Below are 21,807 nucleotides of genomic sequence, written 5' to 3'. Positions count from 1 at the left end.
TTCCCGGCGACCCGGATACGCCCTCAGAGGGCACCGGAGCGCATCAGAGAAAACGGAGAGGTGAACCCATGGCGCCCGAGAGGCCGATCAACACCGAGAAAGCCATCGCGGTCGTCGGTGTGTCCTGCCGCCTGCCGGGGGCCGAGGGTCCCGAGGAGTTCTGGCGGCTGCTGCGCGAGGGCACCAGCGCCGTGGGAACGACACCACCGGAGCGCCGTGGTGACGGAGAGGGCCCGAACCGGGGCGGTTACCTCGACCAGGTCGCCGACTTCGACGCGCGCTTCTTCGGGATCTCCCCGCGTGAGGCCGCGGCGACCGACCCCCAGCAGCGGCTGGTGCTGGAGCTGGCCTGGCAGGCGCTGGAGGACGCCGGGATCGTCCCCGCCACTCTGCGCGACAGCTCCACCTCGGTGTTTGTCGGCAGCCTCCGGGACGACTACACCGGCCTGCTCTACCGGCACGGGACCGAGGCGATCACCCAGCACACCATGACCGGCACCAACCGGGGTGTGATCGCCAACCGGGTCTCCTACCACCTGGGGCTGCACGGGCCGAGCCTGACCGTCGACTCCGCGCAGTCCTCCTCCCTGGTCGCCGTTCACCTGGCCGCCGAGAGCCTGCGGAGCGGGGAGAGCACCACGGCCCTGGCCGCCGGGGTCAACCTGAACCTGCTCCCCGAGAACGGGGTCACCGAACAGCGTTTCGGCGCTCTGTCCCCGGACGGGAACACCTACACCTTCGACGCCCGCGCCAACGGGTTCGTCCCCGGAGAGGGGGCCGGGGTCCTGGTCCTCAAGCCGCTGGCGGCGGCCCTGGCCAACGGTGACCGGGTGCGCGCGGTGATCCTGGGCAGCGCGGTCAATAACGACGGGGCCACCGAGGGACTCACCGTCCCCGGGTCCGAGGCCCAGGAGCGGGTCATCGCCCGGGCCGTCGAGCAGGCCGGGGTCCGCCCGCAGGACGTCCAGTACGTGGAGCTGCACGGCACCGGCACCCCGGTCGGCGACCCGATCGAGGCCGCCGCCCTGGGCGCGGCTCTCGGCTCCTCCCGGGACGGCGGGCACCCGCTGCGCGTGGGTTCGGTCAAGACCAACATCGGCCACCTGGAAGGCGCCGCCGGGATCGCGGGCCTGATCAAGACACTGCTCAGCCTGGAGCACCGCGAGCTGCCGCCGAGCCTGAACTTCGCCTCCGCCAACCCGGCCATCCCGTTGGAGCGGCTGAACCTGGCCGTCCAGACCGAGACCGCCCCGTGGCCCGAACCGGACCGCCCGCTGGTGGCGGGGGTCAGTTCCTTCGGCATGGGCGGAACCAACGCCCACGTGGTGCTCGGCGAGGCCCCCGCACACGCACCCGCTCACACGCCCGCGACCGAACCGGGCCAGGCCGGACCGGGACACGGCGAGCCGGCCGCCCCGTGGGTGCTCTCCGCCAAGAGCCCCGAAGCCCTGCGCGGCCAGGCCGCCCGGCTCCTCGACCACCTGGCCGAGCGCCCGGACGCGGAGCCCGCGGACATCGGCTACTCCCTGGCCACCACCCGCACCTTCTTCCCGCACCGGGCGGTCCTGGACCCCGGGAACCACGAGGCGCTGGCGGCGCTGGCCGCGGGGCGCACCCACCCCGGCACGGCGACCGGGCGGACCGACGAGGGTGGCCTGGCCTACGTGTTCACCGGTCAGGGCGCCCAGCGGCAGGGCATGGGGCAGGAGCTGCACGAGGCCTCCCCCGTGTTCGCCACTGCCTTCGACGAGGTCTGTGCCGCCCTGGACCCCCACCTGGAGCGGCCGCTGCGCGAGGTCATCGCCTCCGGGCAGGGCCTGGCCGAGACCGAGTACACCCAGCCCGCGCTGTTCGCCTTGGAGGTGGCGCTGTTCCGGTGGCTGTCCGCGCGCGGCCTGCGCCCGGACGTCCTGGCCGGTCACTCCATCGGTGAGATCTCCGCCGCGCACGCGGCCGGGGTTCTAGACCTGGCGGACGCCGGCCGGCTGGTGGCCGCGCGCGGCCGCCTGATGCAGGCGCTGCCCCGGGGCGGGGCGATGGTCGCGGTGGAGGCGACCGAGGAGGAGGTGGCACCCCTCCTCGCCCAGTACGAGGAGCAGGTGGGCCTGGCCGCGGTCAACGGCCCGCGCGCCGTGGTGGTCTCGGGTGCGGCCGACGCCGTGGCCGAGATCGAGCAGGAGTGCTCCCGTGCGGGCGCCCGGACCAAGCAGCTGACAGTCAGCCACGCCTTCCACTCCCCGCTCATGGAGCCGATGCTGGCCGACCTGCGGGCGGTGGCCGCGGAACTCACCTGGCACGAGCCGACCGTCGCCGTGGTGTCATCGGTGACCGGGCGCCGGGTCGGCGCGGGCGAGTGGAGCGATGCGGAGTACTGGGTCGACCAGGTGCGCCGTCCGGTGCGCTTCCTTGAGACCGTGCGCGCCCTGGAGGAGAGCGGTGCACGCACCTTCCTCGAACCGGGACCGGACGGGGTGTGCTCCGCGCTGGTCCGGAACGGGGTCCTCGACCCGGACGCGGTGGCGGCCGTTCCGCTGCTGCGCGCGGGCCGCCCCGAAGTCGCGACCGCGCACACCGCCCTGGCCACCGCCTTCGTGCGGGGCGCGCGGGTGGACTGGTCGGTGCCCTTCACCGGAACCGGCGCGCACCGCGTCAGCCTGCCTGGTTACGCGTTCCAGCGGGAGCGCTACTGGCTGGACGGGACCCGCGAGGCTCCCCGACCGCTGACCACAGAGAAGGCCGCACCCAAGACCCCGGAGCGCGCTTCCAAACCGCTCGCGGCGGAGAGCGCAGAGGGCGCGCCGTGGGCCATCGGACCGGAGAGCGCGCGCCGACGCGCCGTCGCCGATCTCGTACTGCGGCTGACCTCCGAGGTCCTGGCCAGTACCGGGACGACCGGCGTGGACGCGCGGGAGAGCTTCCGCGGCCTGGGCTTCGACTCGCTGATGTCAGTGGAGCTGCGCGACGCCCTGGCCCGGGCCACCGGGCTGCGCCTGGGTGGCGGTCTGCTGTTCGACCACCCGACCCCGCGCGCGCTGACCGACTTCCTTGTCAACGAACTGCTCGGCGGACCCGACGGTTCCGACGCGGCGCGCCCGACCGCCGCCGCGGACGAGCCGATCGCAATCGTCGGGATGGCTTGCCGCTACCCGGGTGCGGCCGCCTCCCCCGAGGACCTGTGGAGACTGGTCCACGAAGGGGTGGACGCGGTCGGTGACTTCCCCCTCGACCGGGGCTGGAACCTGGACGACCTGTCGGTGCGCCGAGGCGGGTTCCTGTACGACGCGGACCGCTTTGACGCGGAGTTCTTCGGGATTTCCCCGCGCGAGGCCGCGGCGATGGACCCGCAGCAGCGGCTGCTGTTGGAGACCGCGTGGGAGGCGGTGGAGAGCGCCCGGGTCGACCCGGGATCCCTGCACGGCAGCCGGACCGGGGTGTTCGTGGGCGGCACCGCCCTGGACTACGGGCCCCGCATGCACGACGGACCCGAGGGCTCCAGGGGGCACCTGCTGACCGGGGGGACGTCCAGCGTGATGTCGGGCCGGATCGCCTACCGGCTCGGTCTGGTGGGCCCGGCGGTCACGGTGGACACAGCCTGTTCCTCCTCCCTGGTCGCCCTGCACCAGGCGGTGCGCTCCCTGCGTCAGGGGGAGACCACGATGGCACTGGCGGGCGGGGTGACGGTGATGTCCACCCCGGGCATGTTCGTCGAGTTCGCCCGCCAGGGCGGACTGGCCGGTGACGGCCGCTGCAAGCCCTTCGCGGCCGCCGCGGACGGCACCGGCTGGTCCGAGGGGGTCGGAGTGCTTCTGCTGGAACGACTCTCCGACGCCGAACGCAACGGCCACCGCGTCCTCGCGGTCGTCCGCGGCTCAGCCATCAACCAGGACGGCGCCTCCAACGGACTCACCGCACCCAACGGCCCCTCCCAGGAGCGAGTCATCCGGGACGCACTGGCCGACGCCGGACTGGCCGCCACGGATATCGATGCCGTGGAGGCACACGGCACCGGCACCCGGCTGGGCGACCCGATCGAAGCTCAAGCGCTGCTCGCCACCTACGGCCAGGACCGGGAACCGGAGCGGCCGCTCTACCTCGGGTCGCTCAAGTCCAACATCGGCCACGCCCAGGCGGCGGCCGGGGTCGGCGGACTCATCAAGATGGTCCAGGCGATGCGCCACGGCACCCTGCCGCGCACCCTGCACGTGGACCAGCCCTCGCCGCACGTGGACTGGGCGGCCGGAGCCGTCGAGCTCCTCACCGAGGAACGCCCCTGGGAACAGGAGGGCGGCCGGCCCCGCCGCGCCGCGGTGTCGTCCTTCGGCATCAGCGGCACCAACGCCCACGTCATCATCGAAGAGCACGGGACCGAGGTGGCCCCGGTGCCGGAGCCTTCCGGAGAGCAGGCCCCGGGACCCTGGCTGCTCTCTGCGCACAGCGACGCCGCTCTACGAGCTCAGGCCGCACGTCTGCGCGAGCATGTGGCCAAGCGCCCCGAGCTGAACCCCACCGATATCGGGTACTCCCTGGCCATCACCCGGGCCGCGTTCGATGAGCGGGCGGTCGTTTTGACGGACTTCAGCACCGGACTCGATGCCCTGGCTGAGGGGCGCGAGACACCCGACCTCGTGCGGGGTACCGCGCTCGCTAACGCTCGGACCGCGTTCCTGTTCACCGGTCAAGGTGCCCAGCGGCTGGGCATGGGCCGCGAACTCTACGAATCCTCACCGGTGTTCGCCCTGGCCTTCGACCAGGTCGTCGCCGCCCTGGACCCGCACCTGGACGCCCCGCTCAAGGACGTCCTCTTCACCGAAGACGCCGAGCTGCTCAACACCACCGCCTACACCCAACCCGCCCTCTTCGCCCTGGAAACGGCGCTATTCCGGCTTCTGGAACACCACGGCCTCGCACCTGACCTGCTGGCCGGGCACTCCATCGGAGAGCTCACCGCCGCCCACGTGTCCGGGGTCCTGAACCTGAACGACGCGGCCACCTTGGTCGCTACTCGGGGCCGTCTCATGCAGGCCGCCCGAAGCGACGGCGCCATGATCGCCATCCAGGCCACCGAAGACGAGATCACCCCGCACCTCGTGCCGGGCCAGGTCTCCATCGCGGCCATCAACGCCCCCAGCTCACTGGTCATCTCCGGCGACACCCAAGCCGCGCAGAAGATCGCTTCCCACTGGGCAGAGCAGGGCCGACGCACCAAACAGCTCACCGTCAGCCACGCCTTCCACTCACCCCACATGGACGAGGCGCTGGAGGAATTCCGCGCTGTCGCCGCGACGCTCACCTTCGCGGCCCCCAACCTCCCGATCATCTCCACCCTGACCGGCGAGCTGGCCACCACCGAGCAGCTGACCTCACCCGGCTACTGGACCGACCAGATCCGCGGCGCCGTCCGCTTCCACCACGCACTCACCACGCTTCAAGAACAGGACGTGACCACCTACCTGGAGCTCGGACCCGACCCCGTCCTGACCACGCTTGTCCGCCAGAGCCTGGGAAGGGACACCACCGCCGTCCCGCTTCTGCGTACCGATGTGCCTGAGACCCGGACCGTCACCGAGGCGCTGGCCCGCGTGTACGTGACCGGGGTCCCGCTGGACACCGCCTCCCTGTACCCCGCAGAGGCCGCCACCGTCTCCCTACCGACCTACGCCTTCCAGCGGGAGCGCCACTGGTTGTCCTCGGCCGGCACCGGTGACCTGCGGGGACTGGGCCTGGACCGCACCGGCCACCCCTTCGTCGGCGGAAGTGTGGAGCTGGTCGACCAGGACGGGACAGTGTTCACCGGCCGTCTCGGCCTGGACTCGCACCCCTGGCTCGCTGACCATCGGGTGGGCGGGGCCGTGCTGCTGCCCGCCACCGCCTTCCTCGAACTGGCCCTGACCGCCGGGCAACGGACGGGATGCGGCCGCGTGGCCGACCTGGTCGTTGCGGCTCCGCTGGTGTTCCCCGAACCCGCGGGCAGTGGCGGGTTCCTGGTCCAGGTCTCCGTGGGCGCCGCTGATGCGGACGGACTGCGCTCGCTCAGCGTGCACGCCCGCCCAGAGGGCGCGGACGGGCCCTGGACCCGCCATGCCACCGGCACGCTCGCCCCGACCGACACGGTCACCGCCGCGGTCGGGGAGGACTCGTGGCCGCCGGACTCCGCCATCCCGGTCGACCTGGCCGACGGTTACGACCGGCTGGCCGGGCTCGGGTTCGAGTACGGTCCGGCGTTCCGCGGCCTGCGGGCACTGTGGCGCGACGGCGACGACCTGTTGGCCGAGGTCGTCCTCCCCGAGGGGCAGGGCGATGACCTCACGCCGCTCTTCCAGCTGCACCCGGCGCTGACCGATGCCGCGCTCCACCCGGTGGTGCTGGAGGGCGCTGCCGAGGACCGGCTGACCCTGCCGTTCACCTGGTCGGACGTGGAGCTGCACGCCACAGGGGCGACGGAGCTGCGGGTCCGGGTCTCCCCCGGCAGTGGCAGGGTCGGTGCGGGCGAGGTCTCGCTCAGCTTCACCGACCCGTCCGGGGCCCCGGTCGCAACGGTGCGCTCCCTGGTTCTGCGGCCGGTCGCACCGGAGCACCTGACCGCCGCCGCCAGCCCACACGGACCCGCCCCGCTGGTCCTCGGCTGGCCGGTGGTTCGCGCTCCGGAGGACGCTGAGCTGGGCTGGAGCCGGATTCCGGTCAGCCCTCTCCCTGAAGCTTTCCCCGAGGGGATCGGTGTTGCCGTCCTCCCGCGTTCCTCTCAGGCAGAGGGGGAGCGGACCACCGAGGAGGCCAGGGCCGTGGCCGGCCGGGTGCTGGAGCTGGTGCAGCACCGCCTCGCCGACGATCAGGACGGTACCGGCCGCCTGGTCTTGGTCACCCGTGGTGCGGTGGGTGTCGAGGACGGCGAGGCGGTCGACCCGACCCACTCCACGGTGTGGGGGCTGCTCCGCTCCGTCCAGGTCGAACACCCCGGTCTGGTGTCGGTGATCGACGTCAAGACTGAGGACGGGGGCGATCTCGCTTCCGCCCCCCTGTTCGCTGCCGCCCTGGCCACCGGCGAGGAGCAGTTGGCGATCCGGGACGGCCGACTGCACATCCCCCGGCTGGAGCGGATGACGGCTGCGGAGGCCACCGCCTCCGAAGCACCGCTGTCCGAAGCACCGCTGTCCGAGGGAACGGTTCTGGTCACCGGTGGCACCAGAGGACTGGGTTCCCTGTTCGCCCGCCACCTGGTCACCGAACACGGCGTACGCCGCCTGCTGCTGGTCAGCCGACGCGGCCCCCAAGCAGGTGGCGCCGAGGAGCTCCGCGCCAAGCTCACCGAACTCGGCGCCACCGTCACCATCTCCGCGTGTGACACCACCGACCGGGACCAGCTCGCGGCCCTGCTCGACGGGCTCCCCGCCGAGCACCCGCTCACCGGGGTCGTGCACACCGCCGGAGTCCTGGACGACACCACCGTGGAGAACCTCACCGGAGACCGGCTGGACGCGGTGCTGCGGCCCAAGGTGGACGCCGCCTGGCACCTGCACGAGCTGACCCGGGGTCTGGACCTGCGCCTGTTCGTCCTGTTCTCCTCCGTGTCTGGGCTCCTGGGCACGGCTGGTCAGGCCAACTACGCGGCCGGGAACACCTTCCTGGACGCCCTCGCCCAGCACCGCCGCGCCCAAGGACTGCCCGCAACCTCCCTGGCCTGGGGTCTGTGGGACGACAGCCACGGCATGGGGGCCGGGCTGAGCCCCAAGGCGGTCGCCCGCTGGGAGCGGATCGGCATCGCCCCGTTGAACCCGGAGCAGGGGCTGGCCCTGTTCGACCAGGCCCTCGCCCTCGGCCGTCCGCTCGCCGTCCCCGCCCGGTTGATTGCGGCGGCTCCGCTTCCGGCCGACGAGGTGCGCCCGGTGCTGCGCGGGCTGCTGCGGACCTCGCCGCGCCGGGCCGCCAGCTCGGGCTCGGATGCGGGCGGCAGGGAACAGGGTTCCGCCTGGCTGCGGAGCATCGCCGACCTGGCCGTGGAGGAGCGCGAGGCCGCCGTCCTGGAGTTCGTGCGAACGACCGTCGCCTCGGTGCTGGGGCACTCGGGAACCGGCGCGATCTCCGCCGAGCGGGCCTTTGGCGACCTCGGTTTCGACTCGCTGTCCGGGGTGGAGCTGCGCAACCGGCTCGCTGAGACCACCGGGGTCCGGCTGTCCCCCACCACCGTCTTCGACCACCCGACCCCGCGTGCCCTGGCGGCGCACTTGACCGGTGAGGTGGCCCGGCGCGCGGGCGGTGCGACGGCCGCGAAGGCCGGGGCGTCGCGGATACGGGCGCGGGTGGCCGCCGACACGGACGAGCCGATCGCGATCGTCGGGATGGCCTGCCGCTACCCCGGCGGGGTCGCCTCCCCCGAAGCCCTGTGGACACTGGTCCACGAAGGGGTCGACGCCGTCAGCGGCTTCCCCACCAACCGCGGCTGGGACCTGGAAGCCCTCTACGACCCGGACCCCGACCGGATCGGCACGTCCTACACCCGGCACGGCGGCTTCCTACACGAAGCCGACCAGTTCGACCCGGCCTTCTTCGGACTCTCCCCGCGCGAAGCCACCGCGATGGACCCCCAGCAACGGCTCCTCCTGGAAACCGCCTGGGAAACCTTCGAAAACGCCGAACTCGACCCCGCCGCCCTACGCGGAACCGACACCGGCGTCTTCACCGGCGTGATGTATGACGACTACGCTTCCCGGCTGCCCCGGGTTCCGGAGGACTTCGAGGGGTTCCTGCTCGCGGGCAACCTGTCGAGCGTCGTGTCCGGGCGGTTGTCCTACACCTACGGTCTGGAGGGCCCCGCGGTCACGGTGGACACGGCCTGTTCCTCCTCCCTGGTCGCCCTGCACCAGGCGGCGTCCGCGCTGCGCCGGGGCGAGTGCGGCCTGGCGCTGGCCGGTGGTGTGACGGTGATGTCCAGCCCGAACACCTTCGTGGAGTTCTCGCGGCAGCGGGGGCTGTCGGCGGACGGCCGGTGCAAGTCGTTCGCGGCCGACGCCGACGGCACCGGCTGGTCCGAGGGTGTGGGCCTTCTTCTGCTGGAAAAGCTCTCCGACGCCGAACGCAACGGCCACCGCGTCCTCGCGGTCGTCCGCGGCTCGGCCATCAACCAGGATGGCGCCTCCAACGGGCTGACCGCTCCCAACGGTCCCTCTCAGGAGCGGGTCATCCGGCAGGCTCTCGCCGACGCCGGACTGACCGCCACGGATATCGATGCCGTGGAGGCACACGGCACCGGCACCCGGCTGGGCGACCCCATCGAGGCCCAAGCACTGCTCGCCACCTACGGCCAGGACCGCCCCGAGGACCGGCCGCTCTACCTGGGTTCGCTCAAGTCCAATATCGGACACGCGCAGGCGGCGGCCGGGGTCGGCGGGATCATCAAGATGGTCCAGGCCATGCGGCACGGCGCTCTGCCGCGCACCCTGCACGCGGAGCAGCCCTCGCCGCACGTGGACTGGGAAGCGGGAGCGGTCGAGCTCCTCACCGAGGAACGCCCCTGGGAGCAGGAGAGTGAGCGTCCCCGCCGCGCCGCTGTGTCGTCCTTCGGCATCAGTGGCACCAACGCCCACGTCATCATCGAGGAACCGGAACACTCTGGCCGGGAGACCCCCGCCGACAGTCCCGAAGCCCTCAGCGCGCAAGCGGCACCGGTAACAGCGCTGCCGTGGGTGCTTTCAGCCAAGACCCCCGAAGCCCTGCGGGGCCAGGCCGCCCGGCTACGCGAACACGTGGCCGCGCACCCCGAGCTGGACCCGGCGGACGTCGGCCACTCCCTCGCCACCACCCGAGCCGACCTCGACCACCGTGCCGCCGTGATCGGCAAGGATCGCGCGGAACTCCTCGGTGCTCTCGACGCCTTCATCGAAGGTGCTGACGGGAACGTGGTCACCGGTTCCCCCGCCGGAGGCAAGACCGCGTTCCTGTTCACCGGTCAAGGTGCCCAGCGGCTGGGCATGGGCCGCGAACTCTACGAATCCTCACCGGTGTTCGCCCTGGCCTTCGACCAGGTCGTCGCCGCCCTGGACCCGCACCTGGACGCCCCGCTCAAGGACGTCCTCTTCACCGAAGACGCCGAGCTGCTCAACACCACCGCCTACACCCAACCCGCCCTCTTCGCCCTGGAAACGGCGCTATTCCGGCTTCTGGAACACCACGGCCTCGCACCTGACCTGCTGGCCGGGCACTCCATCGGAGAGCTCACCGCCGCCCACGTGTCCGGGGTCCTGAACCTGAACGACGCGGCCACCTTGGTCGCTACTCGGGGCCGTCTCATGCAGGCCGCCCGAAGCGACGGCGCCATGATCGCCATCCAGGCCACCGAAGACGAGATCACCCCGCACCTCGTGCCGGGCCAGGTCTCCATCGCGGCCATCAACGCCCCCAGCTCACTGGTCATCTCCGGCGACACCCAAGCCGCGCAGAAGATCGCTTCCCACTGGGCAGAGCAGGGCCGACGCACCAAACAGCTCACCGTCAGCCACGCCTTCCACTCACCCCACATGGACGAGGCGCTGGAGGAATTCCGCGCTGTCGCCGCGACGCTCACCTTCGCGGCCCCCAACCTCCCGATCATCTCCACCCTGACCGGCGAGCTGGCCACCACCGAGCAGCTGACCTCACCCGGCTACTGGACCGACCAGATCCGCGGCGCCGTCCGCTTCCACCACGCACTCACCACGCTTCAAGAACAGGACGCCACCACCTACCTGGAGCTCGGACCCGACCCCGTCCTGACCGCACTCACCCAGCAGACCCTGGACGAGTCACCGGTCACCGCGCTCCCACTCCTGCGCACCGGCGTTCCCGAACCGCACACCTTCGCCACCGCCCTGGCCACCCTGCACATCAACGGCGCCAACCCGGACTGGGACACCGTCTTCCCCGAAGCCACCACCGTCCCCCTGCCCACCTACGCCTTCCAGCACGACCGCCACTGGCTGGAGCTCGGGCGCAGCGCTCCCACCGACGCGACCAGCCTCGGCCTTCAGGGCACCGGGCACCCGCTCACCGGGGCCGTGCTCACCCTCGCCGACCGGAACGAGACCGTCCTCACCGGACGCCTGTCCGCAGCCACACACCCCTGGCTCACCGACCACCGGGTGGCCGGAACCGTGTTGGTCCCGGGCACCGCACTGGTCGAACTGGCCGTGCAGGCCGCCGATCGGGTCGGTTACGGGCTCGTGGAGGAACTGACGTTGTCCGCTCCGCTCGTGCTGCCCGAGCAGGGTTCCGTCGACCTCCAGGTGGTCGTCACCGAAGCCGACGCGAACGACCGCCGGGCCGTCACCGTGTACTCCAGAGCGGAGAGCACGGTGGGCGCGAACGGTACGGACGATGCGGACAGCGGGTGGACCAGCCACGCGGTGGGGGCTCTCACCGTGTCCGCACCGCCCGCCGCCACCGGTGACCTGGTGGTGTGGCCGCCTGCCGGGGCCGCGGAGGTCGATCTGACCGGCGCGTACGAGCGCCTCACCGCCCACGGCTACGAGTACGGTCCCGTGTTTCAGGGCCTGCACCGCGCCTGGCGGGACGGCGGCACCCTCTACGCCGAGATCCGGACCGACGAGGCGGCGACCGCGGCGGACTTCGCGGTGGATCCGGCCCTGCTGGACGCCGCCCTGCACGTCCTCCTGCCGGGGGTCGTGGACGAGGACCGGCCGCCGGTACTGCCGTTCTCCTGGTCGGATGTGCGCGTTCACAACACCGGAGCGAGCGTGCTCCGAGTCCGACTGGAGCCGGTCGGCAGCGGCTCCTACGCGCTGACCGTCGTCGACGGTACCGGCGGCCCGGTGGCCTCCATCGGTTCGCTGGACCTGCGCCCCTTCAGCACCGATTCCCTGCGGCAGGGCACCGACCCGGCTCTGGGGCTTCTCACCGAGGTCACCTGGACCCCGTTCTCCGAGACCGCTGCGGTCGCCGATCCTGTCCCCACCGGTCCGGTCGTGGCGGGCACCGAGGACCTGGCAGCTCTCGCGGACTCGGAGGGCCCCGTGCCGCCCGTGGTGGTGCTGTCACCGCCCACCGCGGGATCGGCCGGGGACCGCTCCGTGGCCGAGCGGGCCCGGGAGACCACCCACCAGGTCCTCTCGGCCGTGCAGGCCTGGTTAGCTGCGGAGCGGTTCGCCGAGTCCCGCCTGGTCCTGCACACCCGGGGCGCGGTCGCCGTCCATGAGAAGGAGGACACCGACCCCGCACAGGCCACCGTCTGGGGGCTGGTGCGTTCGGCCCAGACCGAGAACCCCGGCCGCCTCGTGCTCGTAGACACCGGCGCCGACGCCAACGCCAACGGCGCTGAACCGCAGCCGGACGCCCTCGCCGCCCTACTCGCCTCCGGCGAACCCCAGGCGGCCCTGCGCGACGGTCAGATCCTGCTCCCCCGACTGGCCCGGAGCACCGCCCCCGCGCCCGAGTCCGAACCGGGGCAGCCGGTCGACCTGTCCCAGGGCACCGTCCTGGTCACCGGCGGCACCGGAACCCTGGGCCGGATCGCCGCCCGACACCTGGTCTCCGAGCACGGCGTCCAGCACCTGCTCCTGGTCAGCCGACGCGGACCCAACGCCCCCGGCACCCAGGACCTGCACACCGAACTCAGCGACCTCGGCGCCACCGTCACCATCACCGCCACCGACACCACCGACCGCGACCAACTCGCCGACCTCCTCGACACCATCCCCGCCGCACACCCCCTCACCGGGATCGTGCACACGGCGGGAACCGTGGACAACGGGCTGCTCACCGGGATGTCCGCAGAGCGGCTCCACTCCGTGCTGCACCCCAAAGCGGACACCGCCTGGCACCTGCACGAGCTCACCCGCAACCACGACCTCGCCGCCTTCGTGCTCTTCTCCTCGTTCACGGCGACCCTGGGCGGGCCCGGGCAGGGCAACCTCGCCGCCGCGAACGCCTTCCTCGACGGCCTGGCCGCACACCGCACCGCCCAGGGCCTGCCCGCCACCTCCGTCGCCTGGGGGCTGTGGCGCGACACCGGGATCAGCGCAGGACTCGGCGATGCCGAGCTGCGCCGCTACGGCCGCGACGGACTCCGGCCGCTCACCCCGCAGGAGGGGACCAGCGCCCTGGACCAAGCCCTGAGCACCGCGGCCCCGTTCCTGCTGGCCGCGCCGCTCTCCGGTGCGAGCACCCACCCCCTCATCGCAGGTTCGGCGGCCCCCGACGGCACCATCGGCACCGAGGACACGGACAGCGCCCACGGCTCCGGGCAGGCGCACACCGAAGCCGGGTCCGGTCCGTCCCTGCCCGGTCGGGTGGCCGCCGCCGACCCCGCTGACCGCCCCGCCCTGGTCCTCGACGCACTCCTGACCCGCATCGCGGCGGTCCTGGGCCACCCGAGCACCACCTCCATCGACCCCGAACAGCCCTTCCAGGAACTCGGCTTCGACTCGCTCACCGCCGTGGACCTGCGCAACAGGCTGAGCGAGATGGTCGGGGAACGCCTGCCCGCCACGGTCGTCTTCGACCACCCCACCCCCGCCGCCCTGGCCGCGCACCTGCTGGAGGGATTGGCACCGGACGGGGCCGGCCAGGCGTTGGGCAGCCTCGACCAATTGGAGACCGCTCTGGCCGACCTCCCCGAGGACGAGGAGGAGCGCCGCCAGATCTCCTCGCGGCTGCGCGTCCTGCTGTCCCGGCTGGCACCGGCCGCGCCGGAGCAGGAGGCGGAGGACGACACCAGCAGGATCGACCAGGCCTCGGCCTCGGAAATCTTCGACCTCATCGACAACGAACTCGGCCGGTCCGGCGCCTAGGCACGGAACCGCTTTCGTACACCGATGGCCACAAGGGAGACAAGGACAGCCAGATGGCCGATGAAACCAAGTTGATGGACTACCTGAAGTGGGTCACCGCCGACCTGAAGAAGGCGCGGGCCCGCATCACGGAGCTGGAATCGGCCACCGCCGAGCCGGTGGCGATCGTGGGTATGGCCTGCCGCTACCCCGGCGGGATCAGCTCCCCCGACGACCTGTGGGAGATGGTTCGCGAGGGCCGGGACGGGATCACCGTGTTCCCCGACGACCGCGGCTGGGACGTGGACGCGCTCTACGACCCCGAACCGGGCCGTCCCGGGCGCACCTACACCCGTGAGGGCGGGTTCGTCGCCGACGCCACCCGCTTCGACGCCGCCTTCTTCGGGATCTCGCCCCGTGAGGCGCGGTCGATGGACCCGCAGCAGCGGCTGCTGCTGGAAACCGCCTGGGAGGCGTTCGAGCACACCGGGATCGCGCCGACCTCGCTCAAGGGCAGTCGGACCGGCGTTTTCGTCGGTGCGGTGGAGGAGAGTTACCTCGGCCTGAACGCCCCGGAGGAGTTCGAGGGCTACCTGATGACCAGTCGCCTGGGCAGTGTCGCCTCGGGCCGGGTCTCCTACACCTTCGGCTTGGAGGGCCCGGCGGTCACCATCGATACCGCCTGCTCCTCCTCCCTGGTAGCGGTGCACCTGGCCTTGGAGTCGCTGCGCCGGGGTGAGAGCACGCTGGCGCTGGCGGGCGGGGTGACGGTTAACGGCGACCCGGGCGGTTTCGTGGACTTCTCGCAGCAGCGCGGGCTGGCCCCCGACGGCCGGTGCAAGTCGTTCGCGGCCGCCGCTGACGGCACCGGCTGGTCCGAGGGGGTCGGGCTGCTGGTCCTGGAGAAACTCTCCGACGCCCGCCGCAACGGGCACACCGTGCTCGGCCTGGTCAAGGGTTCGGCGATCAACCAGGACGGCGCTTCCAACGGACTCACCGCACCCAACGGCCCCTCCCAGGAGCGGGTCATCCGGGACGCGCTGGCCGACGCCGGACTGACCGCCGCTGACGTGGACGCGGTGGAGGCACACGGCACCGGCACCCGACTGGGCGACCCGATCGAGGCCCAAGCACTGCTCGCCACCTACGGCCAGAACCGGCCCGCGGACCGGCCGCTCTACCTCGGGTCGTTCAAGTCCAATATCGGCCACAGCGTCGCGGCGGCCGGGGTCGGCGGGATCATCAAGATGGTCCAGGCGATGCGCCACGGGACTCTGCCGCGCACGCTGCACGCGGATCAGCCCTCGCCGCACGTGGACTGGGAGGCCGGAGCGGTCGAACTCCTCACCCAGGCCCGGCAATGGCCCGAGCGTGACGCGCCTCGGCGCGCGGGGGTCTCCTCGTTCGGGGTGAGCGGGACCAACGCGCACGTCATCGTGGAGCAGGCCCCGGAGCCGGAACCCGTGGCGGATCGGAGCTCCGTGGAGACCTCAACAGGGAGCTCCGCGGTTCCGTGGGTGCTCTCCGCCAAGAGCCCCGAAGCCCTGCGCGCCCAGGCCGCCCGGCTGCGCGAACACGTCACCGAGCGCCCCGAGCTGGATCCGGTCGACGTCGGGTACTCCCTCGCCACCACCCGCGCCGACCTCGACCACCGCGCCGCCGTCATCGGCGGCGACCGCGCGTCGCTGTTGGACTCCCTCACCGCACTGGCGGAGTCGGAGGAGGTCACCGCCCCGGCCCTCACCGAGCCCGCACGGTCCGGCCGGACCGCGTTCCTGTTCACCGGTCAGGGCGCTCAGCGTTTGGGGATGGGGCGTGAGCTCTACGAGAGCTCGCCGGTGTTCGCCCTGGCCTTCGACCAGGTGGTCGCCGCCCTGGACCCGCATTTGGACGCGCCGCTCAAGGACGTCCTCTTCGGCGAAGACGCCGCGCTGCTCAACACCACCGCCTACACCCAGCCCGCCCTCTTCGCCCTGGAGACCGCGCTCTTCCGGCTCTACTCCTCGTGGGGGGTCGTGCCCGACTACCTGGCGGGGCACTCCATCGGCGAGCTCACCGCCGCCCACGTGTCCGGGGTCCTGAACCTGAACGACGCGGCCACCTTGGTCGCTACTCGGGGCCGTCTCATGCAGGCCGCCCGAAGCGACGGCGCCATGATCGCCATCCAGGCCACCGAAGAGGAGATCACCCCGCACCTCGTGCCGGGCCAGGTCTCCATCGCGGCCATCAACGCCCCCAACTCACTGGTCATCTCCGGCGACGCAGACGAAGCCCGGACGATCGCCGCACACTGGGCCGAGCAAGGCCGACGCACCAAACAGCTCACCGTCAGCCACGCCTTCCACTCACCCCACATGGACGAGGTGCTCGACGAGTTCCGCACCATCGCCGCCAAAACCGACTTCCACCCGCCCCGCATCCCGATCATCTCCACCCTGACCGGAGAGCTCGCCACCACCGAACAACTCACCTCCCCCGACTACTGGACCGACCAAATCCGCGGCGCCGTCCGCTTCCACCACGCACTCACCACGCTTCAAGAACAGGACGCCACCACCTACCTCGAACTCGGACCCGCCCCCGTCCTCACCGCACTCACCCAGCAGAGTCTGGAAGGCCGGGTTCTGGCCACCGCGGCTCTGAACGCCGACGCCCACGAGGCGACGACCGCCCTCACCGCGCTGACCCGACTGCACCTGAGCGGCCGGAACGTGGCCTGGGACGCCGTCTTCTCCGACGCCGCCACCGTCCCGCTGCCCACCTACGCCTTCCAGCGCCAGCGCCACTGGCTGGACGCCTCCCACGTGCGTGCCGACGCCGCCGACCTCGGGGTGACCGACACCGGACACCCGCTGCTGCGGGCCGAACTCACCCCGCCCAACGGGGAGCAGACCCTGTTCACCGGCAGGCTCTCCCGCCGCACCCACCCCTGGCTCACCACCACCGCCACAAACCCCGTGATCTCCACCGCCGCGCTGGTCGAACTGGCCGTGTACGCCGGGGACCGGCTGGGCTGCACCCGCCTGGACGAACTGCGCGTGCACACCCCGGTGGTCCTGCCCGAAGACGCCGCGCTCCTGGTCAACGTGGCAGTCGGCCCAGAGCGGGATGGCGAGCGCGCCCTCACCGTGCACACCCGCACCGATGCCGTCGGCACGCCCTGGCAGGCCAACGCCGACGGTCGGCTCAGCTCCGGGGCCCCCGCGGCCGCGTCCGATCTCGCCGACCTGTCCGTCTGGCCGCCCACCGGGGCCGAGGCCGTCACCGACCAGCCCCTACCGGCCGGGGTCGCCGGTCTGTGGCGGCTGGATGAGGAAGTCTTCGCGGAGGTCGCGCCCAGCCCGGAGGGGCTGCCCGAATCCGCCGGGTTCGGTCTGCACCCGCTCCTGTGGGAGGCGGCTCTGAGCCCGCTGGGCTCGCGCCCGGACGCCGCCACCCGCTGGCAGGGGCTGCGCCTGCACGCCACCGGCGCCACCGCCCTGCGGGTGCGCCTTTCCCCGGACGGGACCGGTGGCCACCGGGTGCTGTTGGCCGACCGCAGTGGGCTGCCCGTCGCCACCGCCACGGTCACCCTGGACCAGCCGGCCTCCGACGGTCTGCGCGCACGCCACGCCCATGAGGCCCTCTTCCGGGTTGATTGGGTCCCCACCCGCTTGGCAGCGGCCCCCAAAACCTTCCGCTGGATGCAGCTGGACCCCTCGGGTTCGGTGGCCGAGGTCGCCGAGGCAGCGGCGCCCCCGGACGCCGTACTGGTGCGCTTCGACTCGGCCGCACCGTTGCGAGAGACCCTGGGTTCGGCCCTGCGCCTGGTCCAGGCATGGCTGGCGGAGGAGCGGCTCACCGACGTGCCCCTGGTCGTGGCCACTCGAGGCGCGGTCCCCCGCGGAGCCGAGATCTCCCCCGAGGCCACGGCGCTCTGGGGGATGCTGCGCTCGGCCCAGTCCGAGGCACCCGACCGGATCGTCCTGGTCGACACGGACCTCGACGACGGGCTCACTGATCTGTTGACCGCCCTGCTCACCTCCGGTGAACCGCAGGCAGCTGTGCGAGCCGGACAGGTCCTCCTCCCCCGCCTGGAACGCCTGCCTGAAGCCCCCTCCACGCCCGCTCCGGTGTGGAGTTCCTCGGGCACCGTCCTGATCACCGGCGGCACCGGTGCTCTGGGCGCCCGGTTCGCCCGTCACCTGGTCACCGAACACAACGTCCACCATCTCCTCCTGGTCAGCCGACGCGGCCCCGACGCACCCGGCGCCCAGGACCTGCACACCGAGCTCAGCGACCTCGGTGCGACCGTCACCATCACCGCCACCGACACCACCGACCGCGACCAACTCGCCGACCTCCTCGACACCATCCCCGCCGAGCACCCCCTCACCGGGATCGTGCACACGGCCGGGGTCCTGGACGACGGCATGGTCACCGCGATGGACAGCGACCGGATCGACCGGGTCCTGGCGCCCAAGGTGGACGCCGCCCGGCACCTGCACGAGCTCACCCAGGGCCTGGACCTGAGCGCGTTCGTGCTGTTCTCCTCGGTCGCCGCGACCATCGGCGGCCCCGGGCAGTCCAACTACGCCGCCGCCAACGCCTACCTCGACGGTCTGGCCGCACACCGCCGTTCCCTGGGGCTGCCCGCCACCGCCATCGCCTGGGGCCTGTGGCGCGACACCGGACTGGGCGGTCACCTGGAGGAAGCCGACCTCCAGCGCATCGCCCGTTCCGGTCTGCTCCCGGTCCCCGCCACGCTCGGCACCGCGCTGTTCGACCGGGCCGTGGCCTCGGGCGAGCCGACCGTCTTCGCCACCCCGCTGGATCTCGCGGCGCCCCGGGACTCAGGCCAGGTCCATCCGCTGCTGCGCGGCTTGGTCTCCGTCCCCGTCCGGCGCGCCGCCGACAACTCGGGGCAGGGGTCGGAGCCCCTGCCCGACCGGTTGGCGGGGCTGGCACCGGACGAACGCCACCGGGCCGTACTGGATCTGGTCCGGGAGCGCACCGCCGAGGTTCTGGGCCACTCCGGAACCGGCGGGGTCGGACCCGACCTGGAGTTCTCCGGGCTGGGCTTCGACTCACTCACCTCGGTAGAACTGCGCAACCGGCTGGCCGCGGCCACCGGGTTGCGGCTCCCGCCGACCCTGGTCTTCGAGCACCCCACCCCCGAGGCGCTCGCCGACCACCTGTTGGCGGCGCTCACCTCCGAACCCGACACCGGCGCCGAGTCCGACCGCCAGGCCGCCGGCGCCGCGATCGACTTCGCCGCGGAGGTGGCCCTGGCGGACGACATCCAACCGGCACAGGAGGTCGTGCGGGCCGTGACCGCCCCCGAGGAGGTGCTGTTGACCGGGGCCACCGGTTTCCTGGGCGCCTTCCTGCTGCGCGACCTGATGCGCAGCACTCGGGCGACCGTGCACTGCCTTGTGCGTGCTCACACGCCCGAGTCGGGGCTGGCCCGGCTGCGCGAGAACCTCGAGTGGTACCGGGTGTGGGACGAGGTGGACCCCGAGCGGCTGCACGTGGTCACCGGTGACCTGTCCGCCCCCGCGCTGGGGCTGTCCCCCGAGGGGTTCGACTCCCTTGCCAAATCCGTGGACGCCGTCTACCACGCCGGGGCCACGGTCAACTGGCTGCGCCCCTACTCGGCGCTGCGGGACGCCAACGTGACCGGTACCGAGGAGGTACTTCGCCTAGCCGCGCGGCACCGCAGCGTCCCGGTCCACCACATGTCCACCACCGGAGTGTTCGCCGGGCCCGCCCCCGACAGCGGTGCCCTGACCGAGGACGGACCGACCGGACCCGCCCAGGACCTGCCCAGCGGCTACCTCCAGAGCAAGTGGGTGGCCGAGCAGGTGGTCGAGCTGGCACGCGGGCGCGGACTGCCCGTGTCGGTGTACCGCATCGACGTCATCTGCGGCGACCAGCGGACCGGTGCCTGCCAGACCCAGGACTTCGTGTGGCTGGCCCTCAAAGGCCTGGTCCAGTCCGGGGCGGTCCCCGAAGGGTTGGGCGGGACCGTCCACCCGGTCCCGGTCGACCACGTCAGCGCCTCCGTGTGCGCGCTCTCGCTGGGCGAGGAGAACGCGGGCCGTACCTTCCACTTCCACAACACCGACCACTTCGACTTCGGCGATCTGGCCGACCACCTCAGGGAGCTCGGCCACCGGCTGGACACCCTGCCCTGGGAGCGGTGGAGCGCGCGGGTACGCGCGGACCGGGACAACGCCGTGCTGCCGCTGTTCGACGCCTTCGAGCTCGTGGTGGCCGACAGCGACAGCTTCTACCCCCGGATCGACACCGCCGCGACGGAGCGGGCCCTGGCCGGGCTCGGCCTGCGCACACCGTCCCTGACCAAGGAGCTGTTCACCACCTACGTGCGCTTCTTCCGCGAGGTGGGCTACCTGCCCCTGCCGGATGCCCAGCGCGGCGCCGAGCACACCACTCGTCCGACCACCAGCGACTGAAGGCGGAGCCATGACCATCACCGAGGGAACCCCGACCGACACCGCGTCGGGCCGTCTGGCCGAACTACGTGAAATCCGTGAGCGCACCCGGCAGGGCCCCGACCCGGCGGCCACCGAGCGCCAGCTGGCCAAGGGCAAGCTGACGGTGCGCCAACGCATCGACCTGCTCATGGACCAGGGGTCGTTCCAGGAGATCGAGCAGCTGCGCCGCCACCGAGCCTCCGGGTTCGGTCTGGAGGACCGCAGACCCCACACCGACGGTGTCGTCACCGGTTGGGGCACCGTGCACGGGCGGACCGTGTTCGTCTACGCGCACGACTTCCGCATCTTCGGCGGTGCGCTGGGTGAGGCGCACGCCGCCAAGATCCACAAGGTCATGGACTTGGCCGAGCAGGCCGGTGCGCCCATCGTCTCCCTGAACGACGGGGCCGGGGCCCGCATCCAGGAGGGCGTTTCGGCGCTGGCCGGATACGGCGGCATCTTCCAGCGCAACACCCGCGCCTCGGGGGTCATCCCGCAGATCAGCGTGATGCTCGGCCCGTGCGCAGGCGGCGCCGCCTACTCCCCCGCGCTCACCGACTTCGTGTTCATGGTGCGTGAGACCTCCCAGATGTTCGTCACCGGCCCCGATGTGGTGGCAGCCGTCACCGGGGAGCAGATCTCCCAGAACGGGCTGGGCGGCGCCGACGTACACGCCCAGCAGTCCGGGGTGGCCACCCTGGCCTACGACGACGAGGAGTCGTGCCTGGAGGACGTGCGCTACCTGCTGTCCCTGCTGCCCGCCAACAACCGGGAGGCCCCGCCGGTGGAGCCGACCGCGGACCCGGTGGACCGGCGCACCGACCGGTTGTTGGAGATGGTACCCGTCGAACCCAACCAGCCCTATGACATGGGTGAGGTTCTGGCGGAGATCGTCGACGACGGCGAGTACTTCGAGGTCCAGCCGGCCTGGGCAGGCAACGTCCTGTGCGCCCTGACCCGCCTGGACGGGCACGTGGTGGGCGTAGTCGCCAACCAGCCCAAGGTCATGGCCGGGGTACTGGACATCCACGCCAGTGAGAAGGCGGCCCGGTTCGTACAGTTCTGCGACGCCTTCAACATCCCCGTGCTGACACTGGTCGACGTCCCCGGATTCCTGCCCGGTGTCCAGCAGGAGCACGGCGGCATCATCCGGCACGGGGCCAAACTCCTGTACGCCTACTGCAACGCGACCGTCCCACGGATCTCGCTCACCCTGCGCAAGGCCTACGGTGGCGCCTACATCGTGATGGACTCCCAGTCCATCGGGGCCGATCTCACCTATGCCTGGCCCACCAACGAGATCGCCGTCATGGGCGCGGAGGGCGCGGCCAACGTCATCTTCCGCAAACAGATCGCGGCATCCCAGGCTCCGGAGGAGACCCGGTCACAGATGGTCAAGAAGTACCGGTCGGAGCTGATGCACCCCTACTACGCGGTCGAGCGCGGCCTGGTGGACGACGTCATCGACCCGGGTGAGACGCGATCCCTGCTGGCCGGGGCCCTGGCGATGCTGCGCACCAAGCACGCCGACCTGCCCTCACGCAAGCACGGCAACCCTCCGGCCTGACCCGCGGGAC

3 protein-coding genes are annotated in these 21,807 nt (G+C 72.1%); all 3 read left to right on the top strand.

Annotation, left to right across the window (positions count from 1 at the left end; translation table 11 throughout):
- The first annotated feature begins 68 nt into the window (after positions 1–68).
- Genes HNR07_RS04185 through HNR07_RS04175 form a run of 3 tightly spaced genes read left to right on the top strand, consistent with a single transcriptional unit; the run spans position 69 to position 21,797 of the window.
- The gene (locus tag HNR07_RS04185) at positions 69–13,775 is read left to right on the top strand and encodes a type I polyketide synthase (protein WP_184362158.1); all 13,707 of its coding nucleotides are present in this window, start codon (positions 69–71) and stop codon (positions 13,773–13,775) included.
- 53 nt (positions 13,776–13,828) lie between these two features.
- On the top strand, positions 13,829–20,209 hold the full coding sequence (locus HNR07_RS34660) for a type I polyketide synthase (RefSeq protein WP_184362155.1): 6,381 nt from the start codon (positions 13,829–13,831) through the stop codon (positions 20,207–20,209).
- A gap of 10 nt (positions 20,210–20,219) precedes the next feature.
- Positions 20,220–21,797, top strand: coding sequence for an acyl-CoA carboxylase subunit beta (locus tag HNR07_RS04175; protein WP_184362152.1), 1,578 nt, complete (start codon positions 20,220–20,222; stop codon positions 21,795–21,797).
- Positions 21,798–21,807 lie beyond the last annotated feature (10 nt).

Origin of the sequence: Nocardiopsis metallicus (genome assembly GCF_014201115.1) — a bacterium.
GTDB classification, from domain to species: Bacteria; Actinomycetota; Actinomycetes; order Streptosporangiales; family Streptosporangiaceae; genus Nocardiopsis; species Nocardiopsis metallicus.
This window is presented reverse-complemented; position numbering and strand designations above follow the sequence as displayed.

Excerpts from the sequence above, each read along its gene's own strand:
- HNR07_RS04185 (WP_184362158.1), top strand. The coding sequence starts at position 69 with ATGGCGCCCGAGAGGCCGATCAACACCGAGAAAGCCATCGCGGTCGTC.
- HNR07_RS34660 (WP_184362155.1), top strand. The coding sequence starts at position 13,829 with ATGGCCGATGAAACCAAGTTGATGGACTACCTGAAGTGGGTCACCGCC.
- HNR07_RS04175 (WP_184362152.1), top strand. The coding sequence starts at position 20,220 with ATGACCATCACCGAGGGAACCCCGACCGACACCGCGTCGGGCCGTCTG.